Origin of the sequence: Mycobacterium sp. NAZ190054 (assembly GCF_001545925.1) — a bacterium.
Taxonomy (GTDB): Bacteria; Actinomycetota; Actinomycetes; order Mycobacteriales; family Mycobacteriaceae; genus Mycobacterium.
Map to the genome: position 1 here is coordinate 1 of NZ_LMVQ01000346.1, position 21,756 is coordinate 21,756.

At 70.2% G+C, this 21,756-nt stretch carries 25 protein-coding genes; 12 read left to right on the forward strand and 13 right to left on the reverse strand.

The features are described 5' to 3' along the window. The coding region (locus ASJ79_RS34265) for a YceI family protein (RefSeq protein ID WP_231750962.1) at nt 1–281 on the forward strand (281 nt) is incomplete at its 5' end. Nucleotides 282–376: 95 nt separating this feature from the next. On the opposite strand, the gene ASJ79_RS21195 is transcribed toward ASJ79_RS34265, so the two are convergent. After that, complete coding sequence (locus tag ASJ79_RS21195; RefSeq protein WP_067959513.1) at nt 377–751, reverse strand: DUF427 domain-containing protein; 375 nt, start codon at nt 749–751, stop codon at nt 377–379. A gap of 90 nt (nt 752–841) precedes the next feature. Here ASJ79_RS21195 and ASJ79_RS21200 point away from each other — a divergent pair, with 90 nt between their 5' ends. Then, complete coding sequence (locus ASJ79_RS21200) at nt 842–2,518, forward strand: hypothetical protein (RefSeq protein ID WP_156448560.1); 1,677 nt, start codon at nt 842–844, stop codon at nt 2,516–2,518. On the opposite strand, the gene ASJ79_RS21205 is transcribed toward ASJ79_RS21200, so the two are convergent. Genes ASJ79_RS21205 through ASJ79_RS21225 form a run of 5 tightly spaced genes read right to left on the reverse strand, consistent with a single transcriptional unit; the run spans nt 2,425 to nt 6,634 of the window. Next, nucleotides 2,425–3,807: an FAD-binding oxidoreductase gene (locus tag ASJ79_RS21205; protein ID WP_067959520.1), complete on the reverse strand. Its 1,383-nt coding sequence runs from the start codon at nt 3,805–3,807 to the stop codon at nt 2,425–2,427. The two genes, ASJ79_RS21200 and ASJ79_RS21205, sit on opposite strands and share 94 nt — an antisense overlap. Nucleotides 3,808–3,835: 28 nt before the next feature. Further along, nucleotides 3,836–4,609 carry a class I SAM-dependent methyltransferase gene (locus ASJ79_RS21210; protein WP_082753976.1) on the reverse strand — a complete coding sequence of 258 codons (774 nt, stop codon included), beginning with the start codon at nt 4,607–4,609 and terminating at the stop codon, nt 3,836–3,838. Nucleotides 4,610–4,650: 41 nt separating this feature from the next. Continuing rightward, nucleotides 4,651–5,673, reverse strand: coding sequence for an NAD-dependent epimerase/dehydratase family protein (locus ASJ79_RS21215; protein WP_067959523.1), 1,023 nt, complete (start codon nt 5,671–5,673; stop codon nt 4,651–4,653). Next, nucleotides 5,670–6,176, reverse strand: coding sequence for a nuclear transport factor 2 family protein (locus ASJ79_RS21220; protein ID WP_067959526.1), 507 nt, complete (start codon nt 6,174–6,176; stop codon nt 5,670–5,672). The genes ASJ79_RS21215 and ASJ79_RS21220 overlap by 4 nt, the downstream gene beginning before the upstream one ends. Before the next feature lie 44 nt (nt 6,177–6,220). Beyond that, the gene (locus tag ASJ79_RS21225; protein ID WP_067959529.1) at nt 6,221–6,634 is read right to left on the reverse strand and encodes a hypothetical protein; all 414 of its coding nucleotides are present in this window, start codon (nt 6,632–6,634) and stop codon (nt 6,221–6,223) included. A 98-nt stretch (nt 6,635–6,732) separates the two neighbouring features. Between ASJ79_RS21225 and msrA the strand changes: the two genes are divergently transcribed. Beyond that, complete coding sequence (gene msrA / locus ASJ79_RS21230; RefSeq protein ID WP_067959532.1) at nt 6,733–7,242, forward strand: peptide-methionine (S)-S-oxide reductase MsrA; 510 nt, start codon at nt 6,733–6,735, stop codon at nt 7,240–7,242. Here the strand turns inward: msrA and ASJ79_RS21235 are convergent. Further along, nucleotides 7,233–8,585, reverse strand: a complete 1,353-nt coding sequence (locus ASJ79_RS21235) for a cytochrome P450 (protein ID WP_067959602.1) — start codon at nt 8,583–8,585, stop codon at nt 7,233–7,235. The genes msrA and ASJ79_RS21235 overlap by 10 nt on opposite strands. A gap of 95 nt (nt 8,586–8,680) precedes the next feature. On the opposite strand from ASJ79_RS21235, the gene ASJ79_RS21240 reads away from it, so the two are divergent. Further along, nucleotides 8,681–9,277 carry a TetR/AcrR family transcriptional regulator gene (locus ASJ79_RS21240; RefSeq protein ID WP_067959606.1) on the forward strand — a complete coding sequence of 199 codons (597 nt, stop codon included), beginning with the start codon at nt 8,681–8,683 and terminating at the stop codon, nt 9,275–9,277. A gap of 3 nt (nt 9,278–9,280) precedes the next feature. On the opposite strand, the gene ASJ79_RS21245 is transcribed toward ASJ79_RS21240, so the two are convergent. Next, a complete protein-coding gene (locus ASJ79_RS21245; protein ID WP_067959536.1) occupies nt 9,281–9,850 on the reverse strand; it encodes a TetR/AcrR family transcriptional regulator in 570 nt (189 codons plus the stop codon). 64 nt (nt 9,851–9,914) lie between these two features. Here ASJ79_RS21245 and ASJ79_RS21250 point away from each other — a divergent pair, with 64 nt between their 5' ends. Beyond that, nucleotides 9,915–10,592 (forward strand): class I SAM-dependent methyltransferase, encoded by a 678-nt coding sequence (locus tag ASJ79_RS21250; protein ID WP_067959540.1) that lies wholly within the window; start codon nt 9,915–9,917, stop codon nt 10,590–10,592. Here ASJ79_RS21250 and ASJ79_RS21255 read toward each other — a convergent pair. From ASJ79_RS21255 to ASJ79_RS21270, 4 genes are all read right to left on the reverse strand, one after another. Beyond that, the gene (locus tag ASJ79_RS21255; RefSeq protein ID WP_067959543.1) at nt 10,589–11,653 is read right to left on the reverse strand and encodes a prenyltransferase; all 1,065 of its coding nucleotides are present in this window, start codon (nt 11,651–11,653) and stop codon (nt 10,589–10,591) included. The genes ASJ79_RS21250 and ASJ79_RS21255 overlap by 4 nt on opposite strands. Beyond that, nucleotides 11,646–12,371, reverse strand: coding sequence for a class I SAM-dependent methyltransferase (locus tag ASJ79_RS21260; RefSeq protein WP_067959547.1), 726 nt, complete (start codon nt 12,369–12,371; stop codon nt 11,646–11,648). The genes ASJ79_RS21255 and ASJ79_RS21260 overlap by 8 nt, the downstream gene beginning before the upstream one ends. Beyond that, nucleotides 12,365–13,600, reverse strand: coding sequence for a glycosyltransferase family 4 protein (locus ASJ79_RS21265; RefSeq protein ID WP_067959550.1), 1,236 nt, complete (start codon nt 13,598–13,600; stop codon nt 12,365–12,367). The genes ASJ79_RS21260 and ASJ79_RS21265 overlap by 7 nt, the downstream gene beginning before the upstream one ends. 181 nt (nt 13,601–13,781) lie before the next feature. Next, nucleotides 13,782–14,237 carry a PPOX class F420-dependent oxidoreductase gene (locus ASJ79_RS21270; RefSeq protein ID WP_067959553.1) on the reverse strand — a complete coding sequence of 152 codons (456 nt, stop codon included), beginning with the start codon at nt 14,235–14,237 and terminating at the stop codon, nt 13,782–13,784. Between the two features lie 48 nt (nt 14,238–14,285). Here ASJ79_RS21270 and ASJ79_RS21275 point away from each other — a divergent pair, with 48 nt between their 5' ends. Together ASJ79_RS21275 and ASJ79_RS21280 are read left to right on the forward strand one after the other, a co-directional pair. Next, nucleotides 14,286–14,600, forward strand: a complete 315-nt coding sequence (locus tag ASJ79_RS21275; RefSeq protein WP_067959556.1) for a DUF222 domain-containing protein — start codon at nt 14,286–14,288, stop codon at nt 14,598–14,600. Between the two features lie 97 nt (nt 14,601–14,697). Further along, nucleotides 14,698–15,978 carry an MFS transporter gene (locus tag ASJ79_RS21280; protein WP_067959559.1) on the forward strand — a complete coding sequence of 427 codons (1,281 nt, stop codon included), beginning with the start codon at nt 14,698–14,700 and terminating at the stop codon, nt 15,976–15,978. 40 nt (nt 15,979–16,018) lie between these two features. On the opposite strand, the gene ASJ79_RS21285 is transcribed toward ASJ79_RS21280, so the two are convergent. Then, a complete protein-coding gene (locus ASJ79_RS21285) occupies nt 16,019–16,546 on the reverse strand; it encodes a hypothetical protein (RefSeq protein ID WP_067959563.1) in 528 nt (175 codons plus the stop codon). Nucleotides 16,547–16,616: 70 nt separating this feature from the next. Between ASJ79_RS21285 and ASJ79_RS21290 the strand changes: the two genes are divergently transcribed. The 5 genes from ASJ79_RS21290 (at nt 16,617) to ASJ79_RS21305 (ending at nt 21,752) form a co-directional block, all read left to right on the forward strand. Beyond that, nucleotides 16,617–18,011: an acyl-CoA dehydrogenase family protein gene (locus ASJ79_RS21290; RefSeq protein WP_067959566.1), complete on the forward strand. Its 1,395-nt coding sequence runs from the start codon at nt 16,617–16,619 to the stop codon at nt 18,009–18,011. A gap of 75 nt (nt 18,012–18,086) precedes the next feature. Next, nucleotides 18,087–19,934, forward strand: coding sequence for a hypothetical protein (locus ASJ79_RS21295; protein WP_067959570.1), 1,848 nt, complete (start codon nt 18,087–18,089; stop codon nt 19,932–19,934). Next, nucleotides 19,931–20,080, forward strand: a complete 150-nt coding sequence (locus ASJ79_RS33340; protein ID WP_197420313.1) for a hypothetical protein — start codon at nt 19,931–19,933, stop codon at nt 20,078–20,080. Before ASJ79_RS21295 ends, ASJ79_RS33340 begins: the two co-directional genes overlap by 4 nt. Continuing rightward, entirely contained in the window at nt 20,077–20,469 is a 393-nt protein-coding gene (locus ASJ79_RS21300) for a hypothetical protein (protein ID WP_067959573.1), read from the forward strand. Before ASJ79_RS33340 ends, ASJ79_RS21300 begins: the two co-directional genes overlap by 4 nt. Beyond that, the gene (locus ASJ79_RS21305) at nt 20,466–21,752 is read left to right on the forward strand and encodes a hypothetical protein (RefSeq protein ID WP_067959576.1); all 1,287 of its coding nucleotides are present in this window, start codon (nt 20,466–20,468) and stop codon (nt 21,750–21,752) included. Before ASJ79_RS21300 ends, ASJ79_RS21305 begins: the two co-directional genes overlap by 4 nt. The last annotated feature ends 4 nt before the right edge of the window (nt 21,753–21,756 follow it).

Here is a 21,756-nt window from a genome sequence, read left to right on the forward strand (position 1 = left end):
CCGTCCGCCCCGACGGCGACAATTACGTCGTCGACGGCGATTTCACCCTCAAGGGGGTCACCCGCCCGATCTCTCTGATCGTCGAGTTCAACGGCGTGAACCCCGAGACGTCGTCGTCGGCGCCGAGCAGGGCGGGCAGTCGCTCGGTGAACTCCGCCGCGCCCGGACCCCATGCTTCGCAGTCGACGGTGCCGGGAGCGCTGGGGCTCAGCCGCGCCGTGACCGCTCCGCTGCGCATCAGACTGGTCCGCCAGATCGCCCCGTCGGCGGCGTCGTGGTAGCAGGGGTCGCCCCGTCCGCGGCGCAGCGGGGACAGCGTCCATCCAGTATTCACGGGGCCGGCGAACACCACGCTGGCCGAGATCACCAGGACAGCCTAGGACTCGATACCGACATCGGCCTTGTCCGCGTAGAACGCGACGTGGCCGGCGATCTGCGCGACGGCGGGATACGGCTCGGGGTAGGTCCAGATCGCGTCGGCGACGGTCTGCCCGCCCGCGACGAGGTCGAAGTAGCCGGCCTCGCCCTTGTACGGGCAATAGGTTGCCGTGGCGCTGGGACGGAGCCGGTCGGCCTGCACATCTGCCAGCGGAATGTATTGCACCGCAGGCAAAGACGCCTCCTGCAGGGTCAGCGCGGCGTCCGTCTCGGCGACGACCTCGCCGTTCACCCGGACGACGACGTGGCGGCCGGTCGGCACGACGGTGATGGGATGGGCCGGGGAGGGCTCCAGGACAGGGCGTGCGGTCATACGACCATTGAACGCCTGGTCCACGTTCGGGGAAACCGCCCTGGCCGGCCGGCAAAGCGCGCTAGCTTTGCTGCGGAGAGGGGCGGTGGCATGACTGACCGATTCTTGACGTGGCTGAGCGCGGGGGCGCTGGCTGTCGGGGTGTCTGCGGCGGCCCTGGCAGGCGCGGGCGTCGCCGTCGCCGACGACGACGTCGACCCGAACCCCACGTCGTCGCAGACGTCCCCGGAAGAGGAGGCACCGTCCCGCGACGAGGAGGCACCGGCACCTGACGAGTCGGCCGATGCGTCCGACGCCGACGCCGACGCCGACGAGGCAGAGGAACCCGTCGAGGAAGAGCCGGCCGACGATCTCGAGGAAGTCGTCGACGAGGTCGAGACCACGGTCAGGGACAACAGGTCCGAACCCGATCCCGGACCCGAGTCTGAGCCTGACGTCGCGGTCGAGGGCGACGAACCCGCAGAGATCGAGACCCCGACGACCGTGACCGTCACAGAGCAGGAGCCCTCCCCGGCAACCGCGCGGCACGTCATGACGGCACCTGAAGCGTCGCCCGCACCGACGCCGTCGCTGCTCAACGTCGTCGGATCGTTCTTCTGGGGCCTCTTCGACCTCGCGGTGAAACTGGTCGACTTCCCGCCCGCGGTCCCGCCCGGCAGCACACTGACGGCGGGCCGCTCCACACTGCAGATCGACTGCGGCGACGGATACACCGCCGACGCCGACTGGTACTTCCCCACCGAGGGAGAACCCGACAAGTTCATCTACTTCCAGCACGGCTTTCCGGCCCGCGCCGGCTTCTACAACCTCACCCTGGAACAACTCGCCGAACGCAACAACGCGATCGTGGTCGCCCCGTCGATCACCAGCAACATCTTCGCCTGCGACGCCTGCGCGATGAGCGGTGAACCGATGCAGGCCGCCGTGGCATGGCTGTTCGAAGGCGACCGCGCGGCGTTGCTGGCAAGCGCCCGAGCAGCCGGATATCAGGGCTCCCTGCCCGGGCGGTTCGTGATCACGGGTCAGTCGGCGGGCGCGTCGCTGGCGGTGGCCGCTGCGGGCTACTACCACCAGCTCGCCCCGGCCGCCGAGAAAGCGAACATGGTCGGCGTGCTGCTGTACGAGGTCTCCGCCATCGGAGGCGCCACGACGGGCAACGCGCTGGCCAACGCGCTCGACAAGCTGCCCGACGCCGTCCCGGTGCTCAACATCGCGGCGGAACCGAACACGCTGAACTCGCAGGGCAGCGCCAACGCGGTCTTCACCGAGAAGCGGCCGGGCCAGTTCAACGGGGTTCAGCTGATCGGCGGCGCCCACTCGGATGCGTTCCGCAGTTCCACGCTGTTCGGGATTCCGCAGTTCCTGGTGACGGTGTTCTTCGGCGCCTCCACTCCGAACAACGTCGAGGCCGTGCACGTGCTCACCGAGGGCTGGCTCACCGACATGTACGAGGGACGGGTGTACGACCCGGACACCCGCACGGGGATCTACGGCGTCCCGGGCGCTCCCAGCGAGGTCGTCGTCGAGATCCCGACCACCCGGGGACCTGCCCGCGGCTACGTCCTGCCCGCGCGGACACCCGAGCCGTCGCCGTTCGACCGCCTGATCAACGGGTTCTTCGGCTTGCTCAACGCCAACTACTTCGCCGCCTGCGCGGTCGCCCCGGATGCGAGCTACCGGGGGCGGCCGGCGATCCTGTCGGCGACGACGGCGATCGGCGACGTGCGCCTGATGCCGCGGGCCTCGTGCCGGTCGGCGGCCCTGTAGGCCAGGTACATCCCCCGCACGCCCAGCCAGCGCAGCGGCTCCGGTTCCCAGCTCCTGGACCGGTGCCCGACCCACGGCAGCGCGGTCAGCTCCGAATCGCGGTCGAGCACCAGGTCGGTCAGCGTGCGCGCGGCGAGGTTGGTCGCGGTGACGCCGTGGCCGACGTACCCGCCGGCCCAGCCCAGCCCCGTCCGGCTGTCGAAGTCGACGGCCGCCTCCCAGTCGCGGGGCACCGCCAGCACACCGCACCAGCCGTGGGCGATCGGCACGCGGGCCACCTGCGGAAGGATCGCCTTCAGCGTCGCGCCGAGGCGTGCGATGGTGCGTTCGGGCACCCGCCCGTCGCGGTCGGTGCGCGACCCGAACCGGTAGGGCACGCTGCGTCCGCCGATCGCGATCCGGTCGTCGACGGTGCGCTGCGCGTAGAAGAAACCGTGCGCGGTGTCGCCAAGGGTTTCCCGGCCGTGCCATCCGATGTCGTCCCACAGGTCTTCGGGGATCGGGTCGGTCGCGATCATCGAACTGTTCATCGGCAGCCACTGCCGCTTCAGCCCCGGCAGGCCCGCGGTGAAACCTTCGGTGGCGCGCAGCACGACACCGGCGGTGACCGTGCCCGACGGGGTGCACGCGCGACCGGGGCGGATCTCGGTGACCGGGGAGCGCTCGTGGACGACGACCCCGAGCCGCTCCACCGCGTCGGCCAGGCCGCGAACCAGACGTGCCGGCTGGATCCTGGCGCAGTGCGGATTGTGGTAGGCGGCGACCACACCGTCGAGCCGGATACGTTGCGCCGCTTCGCTCGCGGTCAGCGCCTCGACGCCGTCGACCCCCCAGCGGCGTTCGGCCTCCAGCGCCGCCGCCAGCCGGGTCGCCTGCGCGGCGTTACGCGCCACCTCCAGGGTGCCGCCCTTGACGATGCCGGCGTCGATGCCTTCACGCCCGGCGACCTCGATCACCTCGTCCACCGCGGCGTTCAGCGCACGCTGCCAGGCGGTCACCCCGTCCCGGCCGTACCGGCGCGCCATGCGTTCGCGGTCACCGGGGACCAGGCCCGACAACCATCCGCCGTTGCGTCCCGAAGCGCCGTAGCCGGCGAAACGCGCCTCCAGCACGACGATGCGCAGCGACGGGTCCGCGCGTTTGAGGTAGTACGCGGTCCAGAGCCCGGTGTACCCGGCGCCGACGATGCAGACGTCGGCGTCGCGGCTACCGGGCAGCGGCGCGCGACTGATCGGCAGCCCGTCGAACCAGTGGGACACATGACCGTTCACCGGCGAGCGCGTAGGCACACCGAGATTGTCGCAGCAGAGCCCCGGATCAGAACGCGTAGCGGTGGAACTGCGCCACGGTGCGCACGCCGGGGATGCGGTTCATCGCCGCGCCCATCGCCCGGTAGACACCGGGCACGCGACCGAACTCATCCGATTCGAACACCGGGATCCACTGCAGCAACCGGGTTCCCGCCACCGCCTCCAGAATGTCCTGCGGGCCGTTGACGGCCCAGCGCATGGTCGATCCGGACCGCCGCACCACCGCGTTGACGCGCTGGGTCTTGATGCCCAGCCAGTTGAACGAGTCGAATTGCAGCTCACCGGAAGGGAATCGGTCGACGATGCGACGCAGCAAGGCCACCCCGTCGGCCTCGGTGAGGTACATGGTGAGCCCCTCACCGATCACGAGGGTGGGTTTGTCGTCCGGGATGTCGAGGAGCCAGGCGGGGTCGGTCACCGATGCGCCGACGACGTGGTAGCGCGAACCTGCCGGGTAGAAGTGTTTCCGCAGCGCTGCGACGTCGGGGTAGTCGACGTCGTACCAGTCCACCCCCGCGCCGGGGCGGGTCCGGAAGTACCGGCTGTCGAGGCCGCAGCCGAGGTGCAGGACCACCGCGTCGGGGTGGGCCGCCAGGAATTGCGTTGTCCACGAATCGAAGTGCGCCGACCGGAGGGTGACCGACGGAGCGTTGCGCCGGTTGATCGTCGTGGCCGACCAGTCGTAGTCGATCCGGTCCACGATCTCCCTGGCCCAGCTGTCGTGAAGGATCGAATCCTGCGCGTCGGCGTCGAGCGCCTTGGCGTACAGCGTCGCCAGCATGGTCTGGGGCGCGCCGTGCAGTGCGACGGAAATCTTGTCGTTCAACGGTGCTCCTCGGCGGCGTGCCTGGCCTGTCGCAGGCCGACCCAGAACTCGGCCGCCTCGCGGATGGACTCCTCGACAGGACGCGGCTGCCAGCCGAGTTCGCACCGGGCCTTGCCGCAGTCCACCGGCGCTTCGGCGCGCATCAACCGCAGCGAGTCCAGCGACAGCCGCTCGTCGGTGCCGCGCAGCCGCCCTTTCACACTGCCCAGCGCCGCCATCGCATACGACAGCGGAAGCGGGATGGACCTGGTCGGGGCCGGAACGCCGGCGGCCTCGGCGGCGATGCGCACGACCTCGGCGTTGGCGATCATCTTCTCCGAGATCAGATAGCGCTGGCCGACGCGCCCGTTTTCGGCCGCCAGCAGCATGGCGCGGGCGGCGTCGTCGATGCCGACGGCCTCCAACTCGATGCCGCTCATCACGAACGGCAGCTTGCCGAACGCGGCTCCGGCGATGATCGCCCCGTGCGGCGTGCGGCCCCAGTCGCCGGCGCCGTAGGTGGTCGACACGCACATCGCCACCGCAGGCAGTCCGCGGTCCCGTGCGTACTCCATCACCAGGTTCTCGGCCTGCACCCGGGACCGGACGTACGGCGTCAGCCCACGGTCCCCGATCACGTCCGCCTCGGTGGCCACCCGCCCGCGACGGCGCCCGACGGTGACGTAGCTGCTGGTGAACACGAACTTGCGCAGGCCCGCCGCCACGGCCGGTTCGACCGCGACGTCGAGGACGTTGCGGGTGCCGTCGACGTTGGTGCGGAACAGCGGCGCCGGGTCCCGCAACCAGCCACGGGTGTCGACGACGCAGTAGTAGACGACCTCACATCCGGTCATCGCCTCGCGCAGCACGGCGTCGTCCCAGATGTCGCCGACGAAGCGGGTCACGTCCAGGTCGTCGATGCCGATCGTGTTGGCCCCGGCGCGCACCATCACCCGCACATCGGCGCCGGCGGCGACGAGCTGACGGGTCACGTGGCTGCCGAGGAAACCGTTGGCGCCAATGACGAGTGCTCCGGTCATGGGCGGGTCCCGTACTTCGCCATCCACTGAGCGGCCTCGTCGGTGAGCGTCCCGAGTTCCCCGGCCTTCCGGCACCACTTCACCGTCGCCGACACGAACCGCAGCGGGTTGTAGACGTCCTCCTGGCGGCGCCACTTCCCGTCGCCGGCGTAGGTGAGGATCGAGATGTTGGTGGCGCTGATGACGGTGCCGTCGCCGGGATCGCGCATCGGGTTGTCGAGTTCGCAGATGACCCGGCCGGTCGACTCGTCGACCACGCTCCACAGCGACGGGAACGAGGTCATGTAGCTACCGGGGAAGGAGCTCATGGTCTTCCAGATCCACGGCCGCACCTCCTCGCGCCCGCGCATCGTCCCCGCCGCGTGCTCGATGTAGAGGATGTCCTCGGTGTACTGGTCGACCCAGGGATCCCAGTCCCTGGTCTGCGCCGCGCGGTCGACTGTCCTCTCGAACTCCGCGAACGCCGCGACGAGCTCGTCCCGGGTGAAAGTGTGGGCCGTCACACCACGGAATAGAACACGTTCTAGCCGCGGTTGTCGAGGCCCGGTCAGGTCGCGCTGAGCACGCGACGCGCGCCGAGCGGCTGCTGCAGCGGCACATCGAGCGCGCCGAACAGTGCGATCGCGATGCAGGCGCGGTCGACGGCGTGCGGCAGGATGCCGGTGCGCAGATCGACGACGACCTCTTCGGCGCTCTCCTGCACCGTGGCGGTGACCCCGTAGCAGTCGGGCGTCCCGGTGGTGAAGTGCAGCCGGACCGCTCGATCGGACGGCAGCCGGCTCCAGGACTGCGGTCGGGTCGGGTAGACGTGCACGACGGCCGGGTCGTCGAGGAACATCGCGGACGGCGTGCCCGGCGGTGTCTCGGGAACCGGGACGGGTGCCGAGGGCTCGGCGGCGGCCGGCCCGGCCGGTGTCAGCGCGACCACGCCGAGCACTGCCATCACGCCCGCCATCCGCATCCGAGGAAGCCTAGCCCCGCACGGCGCCGCCGTGACCTCGAAGCCCGGGGATCCGGGCAGTACCGTGGGTTATCCGAAGCGACCGAGAAGGAGCAAGCGTGAGCGATCACAAGCGAGCCGTACTGGCGGGCGGATGCTTCTGGGGCATGCAGGACCTGATCCGCAAGCAGCCCGGCGTCGTGTCCACGCGGGTGGGCTACACCGGCGGGCAGAACGACCATCCGACCTACCGCAACCATCCCGGGCACGCCGAGGCGATCGAGATCATCTACGACCCGGCGCAGACCGACTACCGCGCACTGCTGGAGTTCTTCTTCCAGATCCACGACCCGACCACCAGGAACCGGCAGGGCAACGACGTCGGCACCAGCTATCGGTCGGAGATCTTCTACGTCGACGACGAACAGCGCCAGATCGCGCTGGACACCATCGCCGACGTGGATGCGTCAGGCCTGTGGCCGGGCAAGGTCGTCACCGAGGTCAGCCCGGCGCCGGACTTCTGGGAAGCCGAGCCGGAGCACCAGGATTACCTGGAGCGCTACCCGAACGGCTACACCTGTCACTTCCCGCGCCCCGGCTGGAAACTGCCCAAGCGCGCTCAAGTCTGAGAACGCCGACGCATGACCACACGACCGCCGTCGGCGGGGGTGTAGGCCACTCCCCGGGAGTGCATCTTCTCCCCCGGCGCGGTGGTCGTCTCGATCTCGAAGTGGCGCAACACCGTCCGCAACACGACGTCCATCTCGACGTTGGCGAACGCGGCACCGACACAGCGCCTGGTGCCGCCGCCGAACGGGATGTGCGCGAACGTCGGCGGCCGCCGGCCGAGGAACCGCCGGGGGTCGAAGCGTTCCGGGTCCGGGAAGTCGGCGGCGCGGTGGTGCACCTGGCCGATCGCCACGACGATCGAATAGCCGCGCGGGATGACCCACTCCCCGAGCTCGAAGGTCGGTGCGTAGACGTGGCGGCCGGCGAAATCGATGACGGTGCGGGAGCGCTGGATCTCCAGGATGGCCGCCTGCCGGTACTCGTTGCCGTCGGTGTCCGCCTCGGCGACCAGTTCGGCCAGCACCTCGGGATGTCGGCTGATGCGCTCGAAGGCCCAGCCCAGCGTCGCCGCGGTGGTCTCGTGCCCGGCGGCCAGCAGGGTCAGCAGCTCGTCACCGATGTCCTGGCGCGACATGGTCGACCCGTCCTCGTAGGTACTGCGCAGCAGCAGCGCCAGCACGTCGTCGCGGGTGTCGAAGTTCGGGTCGGCCTGCACGGCGTCGATCAGGCGGCCGATCACCTCGTCGTAGCGGCGCCGGTACGCCGCGAGCCTGCCCCACGGGCTGAAGCGTCCGTACGTCCGTTGCGGGGTCGGCAGCACGGCCAGGCGGGAGCCGAGGGTGACCCACGGCGGGATGATGCGGCGCAGCTCATCGAGGTGCGCACCGTCGGCCCCGAACACCGCGCGCAGGATCGCGTTGAGCGTGATCCGCATCATCGGCTCGAGCGTCTCGAACTGTTGTCCTTCCGGCCAGTCGGCCGCTTCGCGCAGCGTCTCCTCTTCGAAGATCCGCTCGTAGTTCTTGATGCTCTTGCCGTGGAACGGCGGGGTGAGCAGCTTGCGCCGCCGGCGGTGATCGGTGCCGTCGAGGGCGAACACCGAACCCGAGCCCAGCACCCGGGACAGATTGGGCTGGATGTTGCCCACGTCGTCGGTGTTGGCCGTGAACACCTGCTTGGCCAGCGCCGGGTCGGTGACCATCACGGTCGGCCCGAACACCGGCAGCGTCATCGCGAACACGTCACCGTACCGGCGCACGATCTGGGCCACTGTCCACTGCCGGGACACCGAAAAGCCAAGGCCCTGAAGGAATCGCGGAATCCGCGGGGTGGGTGGCAGCCGCACCGGCCGTCGGCCCCCGGTGGTGGCGGAGTGGTCTGCGGTGACGGTTGCTTCGCTCATCAGAATCCCCGGTCCGGTGTTGGTACTCGTGTGTACCATCCTGTGTTCCGGTACGGTACCGCGTGGTACCACAAGCTGCAAGGGTGGAAGGCGAAGTGACGACGACTCCGGCGCCGGCCGGCCGTGACACCTCGGTGACCGACCGCCTGCTCGACGGGCTGACCTCCGCCATCGTCGAGCGCGGATACCGCGACAGCACGGTCGCCGACGTCGTACGCCACGCCCGTACCTCCAAGCGCACGTTCTACGAACAGTTCGCGAGCAAGGAACAGTGCCTGATCGAACTGTTGCGCCGCAACAATTCCGACCTGATCGCGCGGATCACCACGACCGTGCGTCCGGACGCCGACTGGCACCTGCAGATCCGGCAGGCCGTCGACGCCTACGTCGAGCACATCGGCGCGCGTCCGGCGATCACGCTGTGCTGGATCCGGGAGGCGCCCGCACTCGGTGCTGCCTCCCGCCCGCTGCACCGGCAGGTGATGCGCGACCTGACCGGCCTTCTGGTGTCGCTGACCGGCAACCAGGGCTTCCGGCAGGCCGGGATCGATCCGATCACCGCGCCGATGGCGCTCATCCTGCTCGGCGGATTACGGGAGTTGACAGCGCTTTTCGTCGAGGACGAGCGAGACGTGCGCGGCCTCGCCGACCCGGCGGTGGCCGCGGCCACCGCACTGGTCAGCGCCCGCTGACGGTCAACCCAGCATCAACCGGGCGGACTTCTCCAGCCTCGCCGCGATCTCCGGATACGACGCGTATCCCATGCCCGCGCGCACCAGCGCACCCGAATAGAGCATCTCCAGCGCATCGATGACGTCGGGATCGGTGTCCGGTCCGACGGCGGCCGACAGCCGGTCGCGGATGTCGCGACCGATGCGCAGGCGCAGCGCCTCGACGTCCGGGTCCTTGCCCAGCAGCGCCGTGGTCACCGCGCCCGCGAACTCCGGCTCGTCGGCGACCAGTTGCGAGATGTGCCCGAGCACCGCGGTGACCCGGGCGGCGGGATCACCCGACCCGTGGTCGGTCTGCGGGGACCCGGCCAGCCGGCGCCAGAAGACCTCGGCGACCAGATGTTCTTTGGACGAGAAGTACGTGTAGGCCGTCGCGGCCCCCACCCCGGCCTCGGCGGCCACCCGGCGGACGGTCAGAGCCGCATATCCGTCCCGCCGGAGCAGCTCGAGGGCCGCACGGCCCAGGCGGTCCACCGTGTCGGCCTGCCGGGCCGTCAGCCGACGCCGAGTCGACTCCAGAGCCGGATCGGACACATGTCCGGACGCTACTACAACCACGGGTGAACCTCCAGGGGGCGGCAACGGTAAGTTGGACGCGATGACCGATACCGACGCCGCGCTGCCTCCCGCCGCGGCAGCCCTTTTCGAGCTTGCCGAGCGCGTCACCGGGTTCATGCCCGCCGACGAGGGCAGGGCCCTGTTCGACACCGCCCTGCGGTACCTCGCCGACGGCGTCGGAGTCGAGATCGGCACGTACTGCGGCAAGTCCACGGTGATGCTCGGCGCCGCCGCGCAGCAGACCGGAGGCCTGATCTACACCGTCGATCACCACCACGGCTCCGAGGAACACCAGGCGGGGTGGGAGTACCACGACTCCACGATGGTCGACCCGGTCACCGGCCTGTTCGACACGCTGCCCACGTTGCGTCACACCCTGGACGCCGCGGGTCTGGACGAGCACATCGTGGCCGTCGTCGGGCGCTCGCCCGTCGTCGCGCGTGGGTGGCGAACCCCGTTGCGGCTGTTGTTCATCGACGGCGGGCACACCGAGGAGGCCGCCAACCGCGACTTCGACGGGTGGGCCCGGTGGGTCGACGTGGGCGGTGCACTGGTCATCCACGACGTGTTCCCGGATCCGGCTGACGGTGGGCAGGCGCCCTACTTCATCTACCGGCGTGCGCTCGACAGCGGCGATTTCCGGGAGGTGCGCGCCGCCGGCTCGATGCGGGTGCTGGAGCGGGTCTCCGGGCAGCCCGGATCGCTGGGCACCGGCTAACGGTCGCTGGTCGCGCACTCGCAATCGTATTGGCCTTCAAGACCTTTCGGCAATCCTTCGCCGCGGAAGATTCCGGCGGCCGGCGTGGTGGACGACAACGCGTCGGCGGCCAGGATCACCGCCGAGCCCGTCCAGGTGGTGCGCTCGACGGGCCAACGCTTGCCGTCGGAGTACACCAGACCCGTCCAGTAGGACCCGTCGTCCTCGCGGAGGTGGTGCATCGCGGCGAACTGCTCGTGGGCCCGGGCCCTGTCCCCCATCGCCTCCAAAGCCAGGACCAGTTCACAGGTTTCGGCGCCGGTCACCCACGGCCGGTCGTCGACGCAGCGGATGCCCAGCCCGGGGACCACGAAATCGTCCCACCGCTCGTCGATGCGTGCCCGGGCCTTCGGCCCGCGCAGGGCACCGCCGAGCACCGGGTAGTACCACTCCATCGACCAGCGGTCCTTGGCCACGAACCGGTCCGGGTGCTGGGCGATCGCGTGGCCGAGCCGGCCGACCGCGACCTCCCACTCGGGCTGCGGATCGTCGACGTGGTCGGCGAGCGCCAGCGCGCAGCGGATGCTGTGGTAGATGCTCGCGCAGCCGGTCAACAGCGCCTCGTCGGCATCACCGGAAGGGCCTCTGGCCCAAGCGATCTCGCCAGTAGCGAATTGCAACTCCAGGACGAAGTCGATCGCCTTGGCCACCACCGGCCACATGGTTTCGGCGAAGCCGCGGTCGCCGGTGATCAGCAGATGGTGCCACACCCCGGTGGCGATGTAGGCGCAGAAGTTGCTGTCGCTGTTGGCGTCCTCGACGACCCCGTTGCGGAACTGGATCGGCCAGGTCCCGTCGGCACGCTGCGTGGTGCGCGACCATTCGAACGCCGCGCGTGCCGGCTCGAGCAGACCCGCCACGGTGAGCGCCATGGCGTTCTCGACGTGGTCCCACGGGTCGGTGTGCCCGCCGACCGACCACGGGATCGCCCCGCTGGACTCCTGCGTCGCGGCGATCGACTCGGCGGTCTGCCGACACTGGGCCGGCGTCAGAACGCCCGGCACACCGGGGACGTCAGGCATCGGTCGCGGGCGGCTTCCTGAAGTACAGGGCGACGCTCTTGCCGATCAGCGGGTTGAGCGCCGCCTCGGCGGTACGCGTGAGCCACGGCCTGCCCATCATGTCCCACACCAGCAGCTTGTGATACGCCTTCACGGCCGGGTGGTCGTTCTTCTCGGTTCCGACAGCGCATTTCAGCCACCAGTAGGGCGAGTGCAGCGCGTGGGCGTGGTGGGTGTGGGTCAACTCGAGTCCGTGGGCCAGCACCTTGTCGCGCAGCTCGTCGGCCCGGTAGATGCGGATGTGGCCGCCCTCGTTGGCGTGGTACTCGTCCGACAACGCCCAGCAGATCCGCTCGGGCAGCCAGCGGGGAACCGTGATCGCCAGTGCGCCACCGGGTTTGAGCACACGGACCAGTTCGGCGATGGCCCGGGTGTCCTCCGGCACATGCTCCAGGATCTCGGAGGCGATCACGCAGTCGAAGCTGCCGTCGGGATAGGGCAGGTCGAGCGCGTCACCCTTGACCGCCTCGCCCCTGGCCGACGCCGGCGCCTCGCCGGCCTCTTTCATCGCCTGCAGGATCTGGTCGACGTCGTTGAGATCCGAAGCGCTCTGGTCGAATCCGATCACGTCGGCGCCGCGGCGGAACGCCTCGAAGGTGTGCCGGCCGGCACCGCAGCCGACGTCGATCACCTTCGTGCCGGCGCCGACACCGAGCCGGTCGAAGTCCACGGTCAGCATGTCGTGACCCTCTCACAGGCTCGGTCGTACACCGCGACGGTCTGCGCGGCAACGGATTCCCAGCTGAACACCTCGAGCGCGCGGCGGCGCCCGTTGTCGCCGATTCTGCGCAACTCCAGCGGCGAGTCGAGCAGGTCACCGAGCACGGCGGTGAGCTCGCCGACGTCGGCGGGTGTGACCAGCCGGGCGCACTCCCCGTCGGTGCCGACCACCTCGGGCAGCGCGCCGGCCCTGCTCGCCACGATCGGCGTGCCACTGGCCATCGCCTCGACGGCCGGCAACGAGAATCCTTCGTAAAGCGAAGGGATGCAGGCCACTTCGGCCGAGGCCAGCAGGCCGGCCAGCTCGGAGTCGCTCAGCCCGCTGGAGATGTGCACGATGTCGGAGACGCCCAGCTCGGCGATCAGCTTCTCGGTGGGACCGTTGGGCTCGAGCTTGGCGACCAGCTGCAGTTCCAGGTCACGCTCGACGCGCAGCCGCGCGACCGCGTGCAGCAGATGACTGACGCCTTTGAGCGGCACGTCGGCGCTGGCGATCGCGATGATCCGGTTGCGCACCCGCCGTGGGGAGGGCTGGAACAGCTCGGTGTCCACCCCGAGCGGGACGACGTGCAGCTGATTCGGGTCCACGGCGAAGTCCTCGGCGATGTCGGCGGCCGAGGTCGACGACACGGTGAGCAGCTCGGGGATCTGGCGGGCCACCTGCTTCTGCATCTCGGCGAACCCGTACCAGCGGCGCACCAGCGGTTTGCGCCACCACTTGGCGGCGGCGACGTCGACCACGCGGTCCCGGGTGATCGGATGGTGCACGGTGGCCACCACCGGCAGGCCGGAGGCCGCGATGTCGAGCAGCCCGGTGCCGAGGCACTGGTTGTCGTGGACGACGTCGAAGTCGTCACGGCGCTCGGCCAGCAACCGCGCGACCCGCATGCTGAACGTCTTGGGCTCCGGGAAACCGGCGGTCCAGGTGGTCAGCAGCTCCTGCAGGTCGATGCTGGTCTTGATCTCGCTCGGCCGGGGCACGCGGAACGGGTCCGGTTCGCGGTAGAGGTCCAGGCTCGGGACCTTCGTCAGCCGCACGCGCGGGTCGAGGCCCTCCGGGTACGGCTGGCCGGAGAACACCTCGACGTCGTGGCCGAGTTCGACGAGGCCCCGGCTCAGATGCCGGACGTAGACGCCCTGGCCGCCGCAGTGGGTCTTGCTTCGATAGGACAGCAGTGCGATCCGCATGGTCAACTCACAGATCCCGGAGAGCGGCCCTGAGCTGGGCGAATCGTCTGGCGCAAGAAACCCGAACCCTCCTGGACATGTGTCCAGACTATAGTTTGACGTGCTAGCTGACGCAATCCGTCCGCTAGCTCTGACTACCACAGTCGCCGTCGGACGTCCTGTCCGGCCTCCGGCGCTCGCACTACTCGGGCGGGAAGCCCCCGGTCGCCACCGGCCCCCAGTCCTGCGGGGTGACCCTGATCAGGCACTTGCGTTGGTCGAGCATCGCCTGGCGGTACTCGTCCCAGTCCGGGTGCTCGCCGGCGATGGACCGGAAGTACTCGACCAGTGGCTCGAGGGCCTCGGGCAGGTCGACCACCTCGGCGGGCCCGTCGACCTGCACGTAGGGGCCGTTGAACTCGTCGGAGAGCACCACCACGCTCGCGCGCGGTCGCCGTCGGATGTTGGCGGACTTGGCACGCTGCGGATAGCTCGCGATCACGATCCGGCCCTCGGAGTCCACCCCGCCGGAGACCGGGGAGCTCTGCAGGGACCCGCCGGCGCGGAAGGTGGTGAGCACCATCCGGTGCCGGGGCCGGATGAAGTCGAGCAGTTCGGGCAGCGTGACCACGTCGGCGGTGGCGAATTTCCGGGCCATGCCGCCAGCGTATCGACGGTGTCGTACCCCGCTCGTACGCTGTCGAACATGAGTTCGAAGAAGGAATGGATCACGGCGCTGGACGCCGTGGATCGCGCGCACCGGGCGGTCTCCGCCCTACCGTTCACCACGTTGCGGCCGGCCGATCAGCGCGCGCTGCTGGTCCGGCTGGACACGCTGGAGAAGACGCTGGCGGTCAAACAGCGGCAACTGCTCGCGCAGATGGTCGCCGGACCGCCGCCGGTGGAGTTCGCCGGGGCGCCGTGGGCGGAGGTCCTGGCGCGCCGGCTGCGCATCTCGGTCGGCGAGGCCCAGCGCCGCATCGCCGAGGCCGGGGCCGGGGCCGGGGCCGTGCCGACGTAAGCCGGCAGAAGCCGCTCCCGCCGCGGGTCGTCGTTCTAGACTCCTGAGCACTCGCTCAGCGCTTGACACGACGGCGCGTGATTGACAAGGGGTCGGCATGGCGAAATCCGGCAGCGCGGCGCTCACCGAGTGGCGCCGGTACGGCCCCGTGCCGGTGGCCGCCGGCCTCGGGTACTCGATCGGGGTCATCCATGTCTACTCGCTCGGTGCGTTCATGCAGCCTCTGCAGGACGCGTTCGGCTGGAGCCGGGCCGAAGCGTCGGCGGGGTTGACGATCGTCGGCATGGCGGCCGCGGTCGCCGCGATGCCGATCGGCCTGATGGTCGACCGGCTCGGTCCGCGCCGCGTCGGTCTGGTCGGGGTCGCACTGATGGGCGGTGCGTTCGCGCTGCTGGGTACCTCGACCGGGTCGATGACGAACTGGCTGCTGCTGTGGGCGCTGCTGGCGTTCGCCGCGTTCTGGGTCCAGACGACGGTGTGGACCTCGGCGGTGGCGAGCCGTTTCGAAACCTCCCGCGGCCTCGCCTTCGCGGTGACCCTGTCCGGTGGATCCCTGGCCGCGGCCGTCTTCCCCCCGCTGGCGACCACGTTCATCGGCGAATGGGGTTGGCGCGGAGCATTTTTCGGCCTGGGCGCGGTGTGGGGCGGCCTGGTGCTGGTCGCCGTCTGGTTCTTCTTCCGCGGTGCCCAGGATGACAAGGTGGCGCGTGCCCGCGCCGCCGCACCCACCGCGCCGGACGCCGCCCCGGTCGAGTTGCCGGGCGTCACGCTGCGGGAGGGGCTGCGTTCCGCGACGTTCTACAAGCTGTTGATCGCCGCCGGCCTGTTCGCGTTCACCACACTGGGCATCGTCGTGCATCTCGTCCCGATCCTGCGCGACGCCGGCGCCGAGCCGCTCGCGGCGGCGGGCACCGCGGCGCTGGTCGGGGTGTTCTCGATCGTCGGCAGGCTGGGTGTCGGCGTGCTGCTGGACCGCTTCCCGGGCCGGGTGGTCGGCGCGTGCGCCTATCTGGTGCCGATCCTGGGCTGCGCGGCGCTGCTGATCGACGGCAGCAGTCCGGTCAGCCAGACCGTCGCCGCGGCGCTGTTCGGCCTGACGCTGGGCGCCGAGGTCGACGTGATCGCCTACCTGGCGTCGCGCTACTTCGGACTGAGGAATTTCGGCGGACTGTTCGGCGGGTTGGTCGCCGCGCTGTCCCTGGGCACCGCGTTCGGTCCGCTGGCCGCCGGCGCCACCTCGGACCGTTTCGGCGGCTACACCAACTTCCTGCTCCTGACGATCGTGCTGATGGGGTTGAGCAGCGCGGCGCTGGCCAGCCTGAAGCGCCCGCCGGAGTGGCCGGCCGCCGAGGTGATCGTCCGCGCCGGTTCGGCCTAGGTCGGCTCCTGGCGGACCGGCGCGTCGCCGGCGCGGACGATCACCTCGAGCGCCTCGGCAGCACGAACGCGAACGCGCGGGGATAGCCCACCCCGGACAGCCGCGCCGACCGGACCGCCTCGATCCCGACGCTGCGCACGTCCCCGGAGGACGGCTCGTAGCACTGCAGCACCCCGCCGGCCACGTCGACGATCAGCACCCAGTGCCGCGGGATGAACCGCCCCACCAGCATCGGGACCGGCCAGCCCGAACCCACCGCCGCCACCACGTCGGCCAGCCTGTCACGCCGTCCCCAGCACGGCCGCCACCGGTAGCGCACGCCGCGCCCGAGCGAGTGGGCGGTGACCGCGCGCACCATCCCTACCGGGGTGGTGCCCAGCGCCCTCGGCCACACCCGGTTCACCGACGCGTGCACCCGGCCCTGTTCGGCGGCGAACCACACGACGGCGTCGTGGGAGGCCAGCGACAAGCGGTACGCCGGGTCCACCATCGCGCCTGCGACGACCGCCACCGTCGGACCACACGTGGTCGCGTCACGTTGGCGAAGATGCAGCGGCCTGATCTTCATCGCTTCCCCCGCGGTGCATTTCTCGCCGAGGTTGGGTACCCGCCACCTTAAGCTGATCAAGGGGGTAGCAGTGAGTTTCGACATCACCCCGACGGCTGCCCAGCACGATCTGGCCCGTCGCACACACGAGTTCGCCGAACAGGTGATCCGCCCGGTCGCCGCCGACTACGACCAGCGCCAGGAGTTTCCGTGGCCGGTGCTGGAGGAGGCGGCGGCCCGGGGTTTCTACAGCCCGCTGTTCTACCGCGACCTGATCGGCGACCCGACCGGGTTGTCACTGCCCATGTTCATGGAGGAGTTGTTCTGGGGCTGCGCCGGCATCGGGCTCGCGGTGGTGATGCCCGCACTGGCGCTGTCGGCGATCGGGCAGGCCGCCTCCCCCGAGCAGATGCTGCAGTGGGCGCCCGAATGTTTCGGCACCCCAGGCGATCTCAAGCTCGCCGCGCTCGCGATCTCCGAACCCGAAGGCGGCAGCGACGTGCGCAACCTGCGCACCACCGCACGCCGCGCCGGCCCGGGGAAGGACGCCGACTGGATCATCGACGGCCACAAGATGTGGATCGGCAACGGGGGTATCGCGAACGTGCACGTCGTCAACGCCGTCGTCGACCAGGAGCTCGGGCACAAGGGCCAGGCGCTGTTCATCGTTCCCGGCGGCACCCCGGGCCTGGAAATGGTGCGCAAACTGGACAAGCTCGGGTGCCGCGCCTCGCACACCGCGGAGCTGAAGTTCACCGGGGTGCGGGTGCCCGCCGACCATCTGCTCGGCGGACAGGACAAACTCGTCCACAAGCTCGCCCGCGCCCGCGAAGCGGTCGAGGGGGGCAGGCACTCCGGCTCGGCCACGCTGGGCACGTTCGAGCAAACCCGCCCGATGGTCGCCGCCCAGGCGCTCGGGATCGCCCGCGCCGCTTTGGAATACGTGACCGAGTACGCCAACCGCCGGGAGGCGTTCGGGGCGCCGATCATCGACAACCAGGGCATCGCCTTCCCGCTGGCCGATCTGGCCACCGGACTGGACGCCGCCCGGCTGCTCACATGGCGGGCGTCCTGGATGGCGGCGACCGGGGTGCCGTTCGAGCGCGGTGAGGGCTCGATGTCGAAGCTGGCGGCCAGCGAACTCGCGGTGCGGACCACCGAGCGGGCGATCCAGACCATGGGCGGCTGGGGCTACGTCAAGGATCACCCGGTCGAGAAGTGGTACCGAGACGCCAAGCTGTACACGATCTTCGAGGGCACCAGCGAGATCCAGCGCATCGTGATCTCCAACGCGCTCGGCGCCGCCGACGGCAAACCACCGCTGCACGTCGAGCTGGAGCCGTCGGGGGGCCCGCTCAACCGCATGTTCGGCCGCGGTACCCCGGTCCGCACCCAGGTGGCCGCGTCGGCGCTGTCGATGAAAGACCGCGTGCCGGGACCTGTCATGCAGATGGCGATGAAAGTGCTCCGACCACCGCGGAAGTGACTGTTTCACCGGAGTCGATTCTGGCAATATTACCGACCAGTCACATAGGTGTGCCGTACGCGGGATGGGAGCACGATGGAGTTTCCACGGCAGTCGATATCCGTACTGGCCCAGCCCTCCGGCGGTGACGAGGGCGGTGGCGCCGCGCTGAGCGAGATCATCGGGCTGACCGCGGCCGGGGCCGTGGTCACCGTGGTGTTGCTGTGGATCGGCTGGCTGCACCGCAGCCACAGGATCACCTGGCTTGCGCGGCTGGCGGACTGGTCGGGGCACCGGTTCAAACGCCCCTCGTGGGTGGCCCTGCCCATCGCGATGTTCATCGCGTCGATCATCTGCGCGCTGTTCGGTTTCATCTGGGACGTCAGCCTGCACATCGGCAACGGCCGCGACGACGGCGCCCTGGCCAACCCGGCGCACTACTTCATCCTGATCGGGCTGTTCGGCATCTTCGTCGCCGGGTGCACCGCGATGGTGCTGCCCTATGACCGGCCCGGCCCGGCCGCGGTGCGCATCACCGACGACTGGTATGCGCCGGTCGGCGGCGTCGTGATGGCCGGTTGCGGCCTCTACGCCCTGCTCGGCTTCCCGCTGGACGACATGTGGCACCGCATCTTCGGTCAGGACGTGACCCTGTGGGGGCCGACGCATCTGATGATGATCGGCGGCGCCGGCTTCTCGACGCTGGCCGCGCTGTACCTCGAGTACGAGGGCCGCCGGGTCCGCACCGATGACACCCCGCCCGACGGCATCGGCCTGAAGTTCGTGCAGTATCTCGCGTTCGCCGGCGTGCTGATCGGGGCGTCGGTGTACCAGATCGAGTTCGACTTCGGTGTCCCCCAGTTCCGGCAGGTGTTCCAGCCGATGCTGATCGCGGCGGCCGCGGCGCTGGCGCTGATCGCGGCGCGGATCTTCATGGGACGCGGCGCCGCGCTGATCGCCGCGCTGATCGCGATCGGGCTGCGCGGTCTGGTCGCGCTGGCGGTCGGGCCGCTGCTGGACGCGCCGATCAACTGGTTCCCGCTCTACCTCGGCGCCGCGGTCGTCGTGGAGTTGATCGCACTGACCCCGCTGCTGCGCCGTCCGCTCCTGTTCGGCCTGGTCAGCGGGTTGGGCATCGGCACCGTCGGGTTGTGGCTGGAGTCGTTGTGGATCGACGCCGTGTACCCGTACCCGTGGCCGACGAGCATCTGGCCGGAGGCGCTGGCGATGGCGGTGCCGGTCGCGGTGCTGACCGGCGGCTGCGGCGCGATGGTGGGCATGGTGCTGACCGGTCGGCGCCTGCCCCGCCGCGCCGTCGGGATCGGGGTGGTGGCCCTGACCGTGCTGGCGATCGGCGGCGCCGCGGCCAACGGGTTGCGCTACGACACCCCGCAGAACGCGACCGCGTCGGTCACGCTGACCGAGGCCCCGTCGGTGGACGGCGAACGCTACGTGACCGCAGACGTGCGGTTCAATCCGCCCGGCGTGGTCAGTGACGACCCGAACTGGGTGTCGGTCCTCGGCTGGCAGGGCGGCCTGCCCCACGAACGGGGGCAGTTCGTCGACCGCCTGGAACGGGTGGGCGACGGCCACTTCCGGTCCACCGAACCGATGCCGGTGTCGGGCACCTGGAAAACACTGCTGCGGGTGCACGACGGCCGCACCCTGACCGCGGTGCCGATCTATCTCGCCGGGGATCCGGGCATCGGCGCCCAGGAGGTGCCCGCGGAGGCGCAGTTCACCCGCCCGTTCGTCTCGGAGATCACCATCCTGCAGCGCGAGCGCAGCCCCGACATCCCGGCTTCGCTGTGGCTGATCGGCTGCCTGGTGGTGTTGTTCTGCACGCTGGCGATGGTGTCCGGAATCGCCTGGGGCGCAGGACGGATCAACAACAGCGAGCCCACCGGCAGCGAGGCGGAGTTCCAACCCAGCGCTCAGGCATGACCGGCCGACCCGAGGTCGTGATACTGGCCGACCACCCGATCTGGCTGGCCGTGCCGGCGTTCGCGCCGGCGATCGTGGTGGCCGGGGTGGTCGTCTACATCGCCGCCAAGAACAGGCGTAAACCCGACAACACCAAGGAACCGTGACAACACCACATCGACTCCTCGCCCTCGGCACGGCGGCGCTGCTGCTCGCCGGCTGCGCCGGATCCGGTGAATCCGGCAGCGGCGCAACCACTTCCGCCATGCCGGACGCGCAGGCGCCACCGGATCAGCTCGTCATCGACGTCACGATCGAGGGCGGGCAGGTGACCCCGACCAACGCGCAGCTGCGGGCCGCGGTGAACGAACCGATAGTCATCCGGGTCGACAGCGACGCCACCGACGAACTGCACGTGCATTCGATCCCCGAACACAGCTTCGACGTCGGTGTCGGCCCGGCGCAGAGCTTCCAGTTCACCGTCGAGGTGCCGGGCCGGGTGGATGTCGAGCTGCACGGCTTGCACACGACGATCGCGACGATCCAGGTGCAGTGAGCGCACAGCTGCTGGCCCACGGCCTGGGCGGGTCGGCCGACCTGCCGGTCCCGTTCACCTACGCGCTCGTCGGCGCCGCGTGGGCGTTGACGTTCACCTTCGCGGTGGTCGCCCTGGCGTGGCGCGAACCCCGGTTCGCCGCGACGAAACCCGGTCGGCCCCTGCCACACCGGGTCACCCGCACGGTCGACGCACCGGTGACACGCTGGGTCCTGGCCACCGTGGCGCTGCTGCTCACCGGCTGGATCGCCGCCGCGACGTATCTCGGCCCGCAGACCCCGGAGAACGCGCTGCCCGGGGTGTTCTACGTGCTGCTGTGGGTCGGGCTGGTGGCGGTGTCGGTGCTGCTGGGCCCGGTGTGGCGGGTGCTGTCCCCGGTCCGGGCGCTGCACCGGTTCGCCGGGGGCAGGTCGCTGGGCCGGACCTATCCCGTCGCGCTCGGGTACTGGCCGGCCGCGGCCGGACTCTTCGCGTTCGTGTGGCTGGAGCTGGCCAGTGCGGACCCGGGATCGCTGCACGCGATCCGGTGGTGGCTGCTGATCTACCTGGCCGTGACGATCGCCGGCGCGTTCTGTTACGGGACGCGCTGGTGCGCCGGCGCCGACCCGTTCGAGGTGTACAGCGTCGTCGCGTCGCGCCTGTCGCCGTTGCGGCGCGATCCCGAGGGCCGCATCGTGATCGGCAACCCGTTCGACCATCTGCTGTCGCTGCCGGTGCGGCCCGGTCTCGTCGCGGTGCTGTCGGTGCTTCTGGGGTCGACGGCGTTCGACAGTTTCTCGGCGACCCCGCAGTTCCGCGGGTTCGTCGACGGCCTGACCGATTCCGGCCCGGCCGCGACCGCGGTGCGCACCGCCGCGCTGGCGCTGTTCGTGCTCGTCGTCGCGGTCACGTTCAGCGCCGCGGCCCGCTGCACCGGCGGCGTCGACGCCCGTACCCGGCGGCGACTGCCCGGACTGCTGGCGCATTCGCTGATCCCGATCGTGATCGGCTACGTGTTCGCCCACTATCTGACCTATCTGGTCGAGCGCGGCCAGCAGGCGGTGTACCGGTTGTTCGGGCAGACCGACGCCGAGGTGGTGTATGTGCTGTCGATGCATCCCGGGCTACTCGCCACCCTGAAGGTCGGCTTCGTGGTGGCCGGCCACATCGCCGGGGTGATCGCCGCGCACGACAGGGCGCTGGCACTGTTGCCGGCCCGGCACCAGCTGACCGGTCAGCTCGCGATGATGCTGGTCATGGTGGGTTACACCTTCACCGGGCTCTATCTCCTGTTCGGCGGATGAACCG